This window comes from Commensalibacter sp. A3DC (assembly GCF_047307945.1).
Taxonomy (GTDB): domain Bacteria; phylum Pseudomonadota; class Alphaproteobacteria; order Acetobacterales; family Acetobacteraceae; genus Commensalibacter; species Commensalibacter melissae.
Genome location: NZ_JAXOQA010000059.1, coordinates 1 through 11,102 on the forward strand (window position 1 = coordinate 1; position 11,102 = coordinate 11,102).

The window sequence follows — 11,102 nt, forward strand, 5'->3', positions numbered from 1 at the left end:
TTTCTCTCGCCTTCGGGGCACTTTACTGTTTACTGGCAGTTATATTTTCTTCACTTACCTCCCATTTACCAGATCAATATTTCATTAATGATGGCAGAAATATGAGTCGAATAGCGGATAATATATTATTCATTCACGGATTAGCCTTGATATCAGTTTCCATATTACAAAAAATATGGAAACTGAATTTACATTTTTTTCTAATCGGATGTATATTTACGCTAGGATTAACTTTGTTTTGCTCAGGTGTCTTTTACATCAGTTTCACCGGTTTTCATCCATTTTTACCCATAGCACCAATCGGAGGTACTCTTCTTATTTTTGGTTGGCTATATTTAGCGATTTTAGCTCTATTTCTTAAATAAAATTATTATTATTGCCATTAATTTTTATCTAAAGAATTTTCTTTCATTTTAAATTCTTCTTGTCTCACAGTTGATAATTCATGAGATGCCAAATTATTAGTTATTTGATCAGCCTGTAATGCAACAGCTTTATACAAATAATTCTTGGCATCTGTATATTCTTTTAAAAATCGGGCACTTTTGCCAGCCCTTATATATAAATTGGCTGCCTGAATCCGATCACCTTTTGATTCATAAGCCATAGCCTGAATAACAAGCGCCCTAACCATTGCTCTATATTCAATTTGTTGACGACGGCTTACCTCTACAAATCTTGACGTGGTAATAGCATCATCATATTTCCCATTTCTATAATTCAACAATGCATGCAATTCACCTTGATCCGCTTTCCAACTATCCTCTTTTCTTGCATTTTTATCTTTTAGAATTAATTGATCAAGCTTTTGAGAAGCTTTAACCAACAAGGAAATATTATTTTGATCGTTAGCAATCAATCCTATGAAAAAATAAGCCCGTTCCCGTATATCATCTTGCGACGTTTGTACCGCATTTTGTAAAAGTCTCAAAGCCTCGTCTTGACGATGCAACCGATATAAAATGGCTGCTTCAACTAAATCCAGTTGAGGACTATTTTTTTCGTCTCTAATATATAATTCGTTACGGACAGCCTGAACAGTTTCATAAGCCTTCTGCATATTATTCATATCCAACTGAACAACAGCCAAATTATAACCTGCATTTTCAATATCATTCTGATCATCACGGGTTAAAGCTAATTGATATGATTTTAGATAATTCATTTCAGCCTGTTTTAACCGATTATAAAATACTCCCTGTTTGGCAACGTCCATAGTTCGTTGCAAAGGCTCATCTCTAGGTGGATCATTTTGTGTAACGCCGCATGCTGCCAGAAATAAAAAACCTGTAAGACAAAACGGAATCTTTTCTAAATTTCCTATCATGGTCTTACCTCTCTTGCGTGTAGACGTTTTGTTTTATGAGGCGCTTTTCCATTTCCACCCAATATCCACATACTTTTCAATTGTATAATCAATCGTTGTAAATCACCCATTGTTGATTGCAATTGAATCATCATATCCGGCAACTCTGCCGTTGCATCTTGAACATTTTTAGCTATCGGTTTCAAAGAAGGTGAAGCCTTACTTAAATCTCTGGAAACCTTTTTGAAATTAACCATGACCTTATCAGAATTTTTAACAACATGATTAATATTATTTTCAATCGGTTTCAATTGTTCAATAACATTGTTGATTGTTTGAACCATATTTTCAGCCCTTCTGATTAATTCATCATTATTAACCAAACGACCGACTGTTCCACGCCCCTGTTGAATTCCCTCAACTGTCATTTCAAGTGAAGCCATCATATTTTTTGCACTATCCATAATTGGAACAATACGTTTATGAATTTGCAATACCATTTGTGAAATCTGGTCTGCAGGATTGGGTTCTGTCTTCGCCGACAAAACAGCATAACGCCAATTTAGCGGCGTACTATACCCTCTTGTTATAGAAACAAAAGCGGCACCTGCTACGGCAAATTTACGTTTGATGGTGACTGTACTATCTCGTCTGATAAAAGTTCTGATCTGAGGATCCAGCATTGCGATTGCTGTTAAACCACCATCAGAATTGACATTGATTTTTTGTATTGTCCCCGCATTAATACCGAACACCTCCACATCATCTCCAACCGATAGATTGTCAACACCTGTTTGTGGCAGGATAATATTCAGTTGTGCCGCAGGGGTAAGCCAGTCCCGTAATACACCAGCTTCAATAATTGCACCAATAAATGCCAATAAGCATAAAAGAACAAGACCACCTGTCCACTCATTGGCATATCTTAGCTGAAATAACTGTCGCGCTTTTGTGTATCGTTTGCTGTTAAACATTTTATTTTATAACCGTATCATTCATGCAATTAAGGATAAATATTCTTATTGATTTTCCAATGTTAACCCTTTTTCCTGCAACCGCATCCAATGCGTCACCCGTTCCCTATAATAATTCCACAAAGAAAACTGTTGTGTAAAGCAAATAACACCGGCCCCTTTATTTTGTGCCGTATTCAACATTTCAAACAGTGGGAATAACAAATCTTCTGAAAATCCTTCAAAAGGGTGCTCCAATAAAATTAGATCAGGGTTTCCCAACAAGGCCCTCACACATGCAGCCCTATGTAAATCTACCGGCATCATATGGCGAGGCGTATCCATGGGAAGACCAGGCAAACCAAAAATTCGACATAGTGTCAAAGCCTGCTTGGTCAATTTATCGATAGCTAAAGAGGAATGATGCAACATTGGCATCAAGATATTGATTGCGACAGGATACATATCAACCCAACCACCCTGTTGAAATATACGACCTATTCTTCCCCTTAAGGCAGATAATCTTGGCTCATTCAGAGAGGACCATTCCATCTCCTCAAATTTGACACTTCCTTCATCTAACTTGACAATACCACTACATAAATCCGCTAAAGCAGTTGATAACTCCATACTGCCCGTTTCAACAATGATACATTCGCCTGCCCGCAATTTTAAATTGTATGGCACATAAGGCAACGCGCTTTCTTCAAATGAAGGTTTGGCGTTATCTATATTCAATAATATTTTATCCACCATCACTAAAATCCTATTGTAAATAAAATATTAACCACCATGATGAGCAAAATACCGCGCGTAAAACCTTTGGGCAATAACGTTGCAGGATCATCTGTAACTTTGACATTCATACCAGTGATACAAGAACCAACACCAATCAAAAAACCCATAACGATAAATTTTGAGGGTACCAGAATATAATCCCATCCCGTCATTGCGGCGAGGATATTACTGTAGAACATCCAAATGGAATCATGCATTGTCCCCATAAAATAAGTTACCAGGTAACCCATGAATAACGAGATAATACCAAAAACCATTCCCAGGGTAAAACTGGCAATAGTAAAAGCCCAGGCTCTTGGCACTACAATGGTTATAAAAGCATCTATTCCCATAGACGTAAAAAATTTAAGCTGTCCGCCCATTGCTAGTAAACTGCATTCCGTTACGGTCAGAATGCCATTTCTTCCTAATAAAATCATTCCCACCAGCACCGGGGCCAGTTCTCGAACCAGAACTGTAACCAGGATGGGTCCAGTCATTTTGGTTAGCCCTGCTGCGCCAAGCCATAAAATCGCTTGAGAAACCACAGCCAAACCCGCAAGACTAGCCGTAAAGAAAGTGCTGAAAAATCCACCGCCAATGGCCAACCCTACCATTCTTTTGAATTCATACTTTACTGTCCTGCGCCATGTTAGAGGAGAGATGCTTTCAACCAGCACTCCCCATGAAACTGCCAGAACAGACAAAAGAAACCGAAAATAACTGCGCGTTGCTGAACCAATTACATTCAGAACAGGCTGCATGTACCAGAAAATAACAATTCCGATTTTTCTGAAAATCGAAAAGAAACCCGGTTCTACAGTTTTCAAACGTTGATATAATGTTTGCTCCTGTTCAGCTTCACGAATACGAATGGATTCCATATATCGATCGACATCATGAATACCATTATAATTCAAGCTCGATAAAATCGTTTCGACCTGTTTATCCGATCTGGGAGCACTCTCCCTTTTGGCATACTGGTCATTATTATTTTGATAATCGTTCATCGTCTGCCAGCAAGAATAAATATATCAGCAACACCCATATCAGGAATAAAGAAATTTCCTCTTGATCTGAACAGGAAATCGTTTCTTAAAGCCGCATAGGCTTCTTGTGTCACTTGAATCGTTGCATCATCTTTAGCCATTTGTGCCATCAATGAAGACATTCCGACCACGGGCCCCCATAATGCAAAAGTTTTTGCGTCTTTGCCAAACCAGGACCCGATTGCTGGACCAACATCTATTCCAATCCCAAATGTAGAACTTGTATATTTATGGGGGATAATCTCCAGACAGGCCTCTCGCATATCTATTGCCGCTTGGGCCAATCTGATCGGGGCGGTGATGTCTGGCTCCTTTGAACATCCCGTCACAGCAATCAGATGACCGCCCATAATTCTTACGTAGAAAATACCATATTTCTGTGCGATTTTCTCCAATACAATGACTAAATTTTTGACAGGTTTGATTAATTCCACCGTATGCTGAATATCAGAAGACAAAAACCCACTAAATGAAATATCCATCATCGCAACAGCAGGATATATGGTTTGTTCGCCTTGTTTATCAAATTGACCGAAATCAATTTTATTTTTTGAAAACTGACCCGGATCTATCAGATAATCATGATTAATATCTTTTTCCGTATTTTCCAAATCATCTTTGACCGTTTTTTTCAAAAATTCTTTCTGAGAAGAAACTTTACCATTTTCATAGTGTAGTCTTTGGTGTTTGCCAATCTGGTCAAATTCAACTTGGGCCGCAACAAAACGCATTGTAACCAGCCCAGCAAAAATTTTTGTGATATGATTTATATTATAAAGATAAGGCGTATCCTCAACCAGAATTGCCCCTATTGTTCCATTTTTACCTAAAACAGGGGTAATCATCAGCGATCGATTAGAAACAGAGCTCATAAACAGTCGATATAATGCAGCCGTTCTCTGATCATGTTCAGCATTGTCCACAACAACTGTTTCACCTGCATCAAGCAATTCAAAAAAATTGGGTAATTCCGAAATAGAATATTCATATCCACCAGCATGATTATCTTCTGTCCGATCATATATATCATTGCAAATCAAGGATTTATGATCAGTTGAAAAATGCCAAATACTGACTCGATGTGCAGAAACCAGCTTGCAAAGTTTTTCGGTAAGAATAAGCGCTTCATTTCTGGGGTCAAAAACTTCCGGCGTTGAGGCTACCATCTCGATAGCATCACTTTCCTGTTCAACCACATTTTGAATGTGCTGGAAACGCAGACCAAGTTTATCCATACGATGTCCCTGATAAATTAGTAATCCCGCCATTGATGCGGCCAATGCAACAACCAACAAGGAAAAAAGCAGATTCTGCTTTGCACCTGAAGCTACAAAACCAGAAAAATCTTTTTCTGGTATAACAATCATGATAACCCATTTCTGTATTGAATCAGGTAATCTGGAAGTTACGCAAATATAATTGCCAGCGACTTGTTTCTGTTTATCAATAATATTTTTTGAATTTTTTTTCTGATCCTGTTCCTGACCAAGATCAGGTTTTTTTTCCATTTTAAAGGAATGAATACCAGAACCTTGGATCTGAAATTGATCATATGCCCTAGCTATCACGGGATTTACCGCAGGATTTATTTTTGAATCTTGGGGATTCCATTCATTTCCAACGAAATAGGTCAATAGATTGGGAGAGGCAATAATATGACCAGTATTGTCAATGATTATGATCCGCGCATTATTGCTCAGTTTTATGGAAGCCAAAAATTTCGTCAATTCTTGCAAGGAGATATTCATTGCAAAAACATTTTTTTTCCCATCTTTATCCACAAAAGGTATAGATGCTGTCACCGCCAAGCCTTTTTTTGTTGGCATCAAAACAGGTGATGACCAAGTCAATTTATTATTTTCAACAGCTGTATGATACCAGGCACGTAAACGAGGATCATAGGCGTTGGCTGGCATATAACGTGTTTTAATAACCTTTTTACTGTCAAAAACGTGATATTCCTCTAAAAAACGTCCACCTTTTTGATCTGGCTCCAATGTTATAACCCTTACTTGGTCAGGATGATCAGGAACACGTTCAACCATATTGAAACGACCGTCACTATCAGCCAAGTAAAAAGATTCAGCCTGTTTCGTACGATGTAAACTGCTCATCGCATAACTATAAAACATTCCCCATTTATATTCGGATGGAATATGACTTAACATATCAACCGCCAATCCCCCACCCTTGGTGGCTGGATTGAGATAAGACAATATTTCTTCGGAAATCCTGGATTGTTCGGTCCGCAAAATCACATGTGATAATTTTGAAATCCCAGCTTTTGTCGTGTGATAAGAATGAAGGGTCACCCCAACCACAACAAAAGAGACCAAAATAACCCCAAGCACGGGAATACCAATTCGCAGAAAAAAACGCCACAAACGATTTACTGGATTTTTGGTTGGATCAACAATTTCACCAGCAGGCACCTATCATCCCCTTGATTTAAACCATTCAAAATTTTTATTATTTTAAATAATTAAGTTAGCAAAATCCATATTCTATATGAAAAAATAACTAACATAAAATAAATTATAATAGACTGATATTATGAATCATCATAATTATAGCTGTTACTATATATTAGTTTGCATAAATTACCAAATTTGCTTATTAAAACAGTTAAAAAACTTATGAAGCTTAGCATTGTCATGATAGCAAAAGTATTTTAACATAAAAATAGATTTGCAAAATCAATATATTTCTCAACAATTTATTATCATAACATTGAGTTTTGTATGGCTTTATATTCAGTATTGTTTGTCTGTTTGGGTAATATTTGTCGTTCCCCCATGGCTGAAGCTGCTTTCAGTCTAGAAGTCAAAAAAAGAAAATTGCCAGTTTCTGTTGATTCTGCTGGATTAGGAGCGTGGCATATTGATCAACCCCCAGATCCGCGTACCATACATGAGGTCATGAAACATGGAATAGACATTCGCCATTATCTTGGAAGGCAAATTCAGCTACAGGATTTTCATGATTTTACACATATAATTGGCATGGATCATAAAAATATCGTTCAATTAAAAAAATTGGCACCATATGATACAGATAGTAAAATAAAATTATTGCTTGATTATATTCCCAATCATCAGAATGAAGAAATTTCAGATCCCTATTACAAAAATCAAGATGCTTTTTCACTAACATGGTCTCAAATAAACGAGGCTTGTCATAATCTGGCAAATTATTTTGAACAGCAAATATCATGAATATTTACCCTCCCTCTGCCCTCATTTCTATTGCGGAAAAATATCTTAATGACAAGATAGAACAAGCACAACCCTTAACCCAGGGTGATGTTTCCGAAACATTCCATATCATAACAAAAAACAAGAAAAATTATGTGATCAAAAATGGTGCATCTCCTCAAAGTGAGGGAAAAATGCTTAAATTTCTTGCAAGTAATGGCATTGATGTTCCAAAGGTCATTCTTGCCAATTCAGAAATTTTAATTTTGGAAAGAATTAAGGAAACAAATTCTTTTTCCTTGGAAACATGGTCCAATCTTGGAAAAATGTTAACCAAACTTCATAACATCCATAACTCCAATTATGGCTGGGAGGACAATTATGCTTTTGGAACAATCAATGTTATCAATACACCTTCATCTAGTTGGGTAAAATTTTGGGGTGAATGGCGTTTGGCATGTTACCTGTCCCATTTACCGGTAACAACTGCCAAAAAAATAGAACATCTTGTTATCAAACTTGATGACTTTTTGCCTGATCATCCTATAGCCAGCCTCCTTCATGGAGATTTGTGGACCGGTAATATCCTTGCCCATTACAATCAACCCTATTTAATTGACCCAGCCTGTTATTATGGCCATAATGAAGTTGATATTGCCATGTTAAACCTTTTTGGTAATCCTTATGACATTTTTTATCAATCTTATAATCTTCTTGAGAAAGGATGGCAAAAACGTTTGGCAATTTATCAAATATTCCCTTTGATTATTCATTACATTCTTTTTGGAAATTATTATTTACGAATGCTAAACAAGATTCTTGATGATCTAAAAATATAAATTCAGATGTTTTTATCTTTTATTCCATCATATGCACAAAAAATCCGTAAGGTGTAAATGGTAAAATCATCAGCCTGATTAAACCGATATTTTATACGTAACATTTAATTTATATTGAATTAATTCATTAATAATCTATTTACTAACATAAAATAAATTTAAATACGAAACTATGAATAAATTGAAACAAGATAACCTAAACACTATAGACTTATCCTGGTGGATTATAGTCATACTTGGCCTGTTGACTGCGATTGGTCCCCTTGCAACAGATATGTATCTTCCCGCCTTTCCTCAGATCAGTCAAGATTTGGCAGGTTATGGCAATGGTGCAGCCCAGATCACCTTAACGGTATGGTTTATCGGCTTAGCCATTGGTCAATTTACATCTGGTCCGATATCTGACCGATACGGACGTCGGGCTCCTCTATTTTTAGGCATGTTACTTTTCACTTTAGGTTCGGCAGGTTGTGCAATCTTTTCAAATTTTTATCTTTTTTGCTTATGCCGCCTTCTTTCATCGCTAGGAGGTTCAACCGCCATGGTTGTTCCTCGAGCCATGGTAAGGGATATTGCCACCGGAAAGAAAGGCATTAAAATAATGGCGCAACTGGCATTGGTTGGTGCGATTGTTCCTATTGCAGCACCAACACTTGGTGGTCTCATTGTTGCCAAATTTCCCTGGCGCGTCCTATTCTGGATAATGACAATCTACGGCTTTTTGGGTACTGTTTCAGTAATAATAATGCTTCCTGACACTTTACCCATTAGATACCGCATTCAATCCTCTATCCGATCAATTTTATGGCGATATATTCGCATTGTTCAAGAACCTGTCTTTAGTTCAAACACTTTGATAACCAGTTTTGGACTTTTCATGATATTTGCCTATTTGAGCGGTACACCTGACATATTGAGTAATGTTATGCATTTTTCTAAATTGCAGCTAGCACTTTGGTTTGGTATCAATTCCGCTGTAATTGCCGGTTGTAATCAGCTTAATGGTATTCTAATCAACAAATTTAAACCAAGCTTTTTGACAAACTGTGCGGTAAATGTAGCATTTATCGTTTCAATCCTGTTTATTATTCTTTGCTTTTTACCACTACCTCATAATTGGCTAGGCATTATATTTGTTTGTTCTCCAATTGTAATAATCATGGGATGCCTAGGATTTATTTTTCCTAATTGTACCATATTTGCCTTTACCCTACATGGAAGAAAAATAGGAAGTGCGTCCGCATTATTGGGAACCATTCAATTCATCCTTGGTGCATTAAGCAGCTGGATCATGGGTCTTTTGCCACAAGATAACATGCTCTACGTAGCAATTGGTGTTTTTATAGGAGTATTGGGATTCTTTCTTTGTAATTTATGGCGTCAATATGCGACATGCAAAATTATTTCAAAAATGCAAGAAAGAGTAAACAAAGGAAATAATAATTTTGATCGACTTATCAAAGATTTGAAATAAAAATACCCATTTAAAATGGGTATTTAAAACTATTCAGATAAAACCCTAAGTTAATTGTAACGCTTTATCAGAAAAATCATGCAATTTGTTATAAGTTCCTGCATCTTTTTGAAGTTCCTGTTCTTCAGCAGGGAATATCTCATGCAATTTCTTGGCCCATTTTCCCTGGACTTGCTCAGGAAAACATTTTTTAATCAGGTTCACCATAATTGAAACTGATACAGAGGCACCAGGAGAGGCACCCAGTAAAGCGGCAAGGGATTTATCACTGGATGTTATAACCTCGGTACCCATTTGCAGGATTGGTTTACCATATGGATCTCTTTTGATAATTTGAACACGCTGTCCAGCAACCTGAAGTTTCCAATCTGATTTTTTTGCCTGGGGATAGAAACGGAGTAAAGCATTAATACGGTCGTCCATCGTTTGTGTACTCTGGCGAATAAGATATCGAATAAAGTCGATATTATGTATCGCCACAGATAATAAAGGTTCAATATTTTCCAAACGAACCGATGAAAGGAAATCAAAATATGAACCCTTTTTTAGAAATTTAGTTGTAAATCCGGCAAATGGACCAAATAGGATTGATTTATTACCATCAATGACACGTGTATCCAAATGCGGTGCCACAACAGTAGGCAATCCTTCCATGGATAGGCTGTAAACCTTGGCATGGTGCTGTTCTACAATCGTGGGATTATCACATCGTAACCATTGACCGCTTACTGGAAATCCACCCAGTCCACGTCCTTCAGGTATGCCGGATTTCTGTAACAATAATAGTGCTGCGCCACCTGCACCTATAAAAACGAATTTTGATAAAACAATATTTTCGTAACCACTTATCCGATTTTTATATTTTATTTCCCAAACACCATTAACCCGTTTTATATCAACAACCTGCTCATCATATTGAATGGAAACGTCATCATATTTTTCAAGTTGTGCCAATAATTTACGTGTCAAGGCACCATAATTGACATCTGTACCGCCCTTCACACGTGTCAATGCAATTTTTTCACTTGCATTTCGACCATTACCAACCAGCGGCGCCCATTCCTTAACTTTTTGATGATCTTCAGTGAATTCCATTTTTGCAAATCCTGCAAATTCACGAATTTTATCATATCGATGCTTTAAAAATGCAACATTATCAGCCCCATAAACAAAACTGCAATGAGGTACTGGATTTATAAAATCCCGAACCGTTGTAAATTTCCCTTGCTCGACTAAATAGCTCCAAAACAAGCGTGAAGTCTCAAATCTGGAATTCGTGACAATTGCGCGGGTTAAATTTATTTCCTCCCCCTTAATAAAGGGAGTGTAATTCAATTCGCACAAACCAGCATGACCTGTTCCCGCATTATTCCATGCCGCTGAACTTTCATCGCCACCTTCGGAACATCTTTCTAAAATGGTAATTTTATAATCAGGATTAAATTCTTTTAATAATGTGCCCAACGTAGAGCTTACAATGCCAGCACCAACAAGGACAGCATCTTTGACT

General features: G+C 37.1%; 10 protein-coding genes. 4 read left to right on the top strand and 6 right to left on the bottom strand.

All coding sequences use genetic code 11. The features are described from left to right. A partial coding sequence (locus U0839_RS07200; RefSeq protein WP_413550375.1) for a DUF423 domain-containing protein occupies positions 1-365 on the top strand: 365 nt, incomplete at its 5' end. A gap of 17 nt (positions 366-382) precedes the next feature. Here U0839_RS07200 and U0839_RS07205 read toward each other — a convergent pair. From U0839_RS07205 to U0839_RS07225, 5 genes are read right to left on the bottom strand one after another with little or no spacing between them, the layout of a single operon-like run. Continuing rightward, positions 383-1,327: a hypothetical protein gene (locus tag U0839_RS07205; RefSeq protein ID WP_155565287.1), complete on the bottom strand. Its 945-nt coding sequence runs from the start codon at positions 1,325-1,327 to the stop codon at positions 383-385. Beyond that, on the bottom strand, positions 1,324-2,280 hold the full coding sequence (locus U0839_RS07210) for an MlaD family protein (RefSeq protein ID WP_110438851.1): 957 nt from the start codon (positions 2,278-2,280) through the stop codon (positions 1,324-1,326). Before U0839_RS07210 ends, U0839_RS07205 begins: the two co-directional genes overlap by 4 nt. 45 nt (positions 2,281-2,325) lie before the next feature. Beyond that, complete coding sequence (locus U0839_RS07215; RefSeq protein ID WP_413550376.1) at positions 2,326-3,015, bottom strand: ABC transporter ATP-binding protein; 690 nt, start codon at positions 3,013-3,015, stop codon at positions 2,326-2,328. Positions 3,016-3,017: 2 nt separating this feature from the next. Next, a complete protein-coding gene (locus tag U0839_RS07220) occupies positions 3,018-4,046 on the bottom strand; it encodes an MlaE family ABC transporter permease (protein WP_155565286.1) in 1,029 nt (342 codons plus the stop codon). After that, the gene (locus U0839_RS07225; RefSeq protein ID WP_413550377.1) at positions 4,043-6,517 is read right to left on the bottom strand and encodes an adenylate/guanylate cyclase domain-containing protein; all 2,475 of its coding nucleotides are present in this window, start codon (positions 6,515-6,517) and stop codon (positions 4,043-4,045) included. Before U0839_RS07225 ends, U0839_RS07220 begins: the two co-directional genes overlap by 4 nt. Positions 6,518-6,826: 309 nt before the next feature. Between U0839_RS07225 and U0839_RS07230 the strand changes: the two genes are divergently transcribed. The 3 genes from U0839_RS07230 (at position 6,827) to U0839_RS07240 (ending at position 9,592) form a co-directional block, all read left to right on the top strand. Continuing rightward, positions 6,827-7,300, top strand: a complete 474-nt coding sequence (locus U0839_RS07230) for a low molecular weight protein-tyrosine-phosphatase (RefSeq protein ID WP_155565284.1) — start codon at positions 6,827-6,829, stop codon at positions 7,298-7,300. Then, positions 7,297-8,118, top strand: a complete 822-nt coding sequence (locus tag U0839_RS07235; protein ID WP_155565283.1) for a fructosamine kinase family protein — start codon at positions 7,297-7,299, stop codon at positions 8,116-8,118. Before U0839_RS07230 ends, U0839_RS07235 begins: the two co-directional genes overlap by 4 nt. A gap of 172 nt (positions 8,119-8,290) precedes the next feature. Then, the gene (locus U0839_RS07240) at positions 8,291-9,592 is read left to right on the top strand and encodes a multidrug effflux MFS transporter (RefSeq protein ID WP_155565282.1); all 1,302 of its coding nucleotides are present in this window, start codon (positions 8,291-8,293) and stop codon (positions 9,590-9,592) included. Positions 9,593-9,637: 45 nt separating this feature from the next. Here U0839_RS07240 and mqo read toward each other — a convergent pair. Next, positions 9,638-11,102: malate dehydrogenase (quinone) (gene mqo, locus U0839_RS07245; RefSeq protein ID WP_413550378.1), on the bottom strand; the 1,465-nt coding region annotated here is incomplete at its 5' end.

What these genes read in the sequence shown, in the direction of transcription:
- U0839_RS07210 (WP_110438851.1), bottom strand. Translation starts at nt 2,280, where the DNA reads ATGTTTAACAGCAAACGATACACAAAAGCGCGACAGTTATTTCAGCTA.
- U0839_RS07230 (WP_155565284.1), top strand. Translation starts at nt 6,827, where the DNA reads ATGGCTTTATATTCAGTATTGTTTGTCTGTTTGGGTAATATTTGTCGT.
- U0839_RS07220 (WP_155565286.1), bottom strand. Translation starts at nt 4,046, where the DNA reads ATGAACGATTATCAAAATAATAATGACCAGTATGCCAAAAGGGAGAGT.
- U0839_RS07240 (WP_155565282.1), top strand. Translation starts at nt 8,291, where the DNA reads ATGAATAAATTGAAACAAGATAACCTAAACACTATAGACTTATCCTGG.
- U0839_RS07205 (WP_155565287.1), bottom strand. Translation starts at nt 1,327, where the DNA reads ATGATAGGAAATTTAGAAAAGATTCCGTTTTGTCTTACAGGTTTTTTA.
- U0839_RS07215 (WP_413550376.1), bottom strand. Translation starts at nt 3,015, where the DNA reads ATGGTGGATAAAATATTATTGAATATAGATAACGCCAAACCTTCATTT.
- U0839_RS07235 (WP_155565283.1), top strand. Translation starts at nt 7,297, where the DNA reads ATGAATATTTACCCTCCCTCTGCCCTCATTTCTATTGCGGAAAAATAT.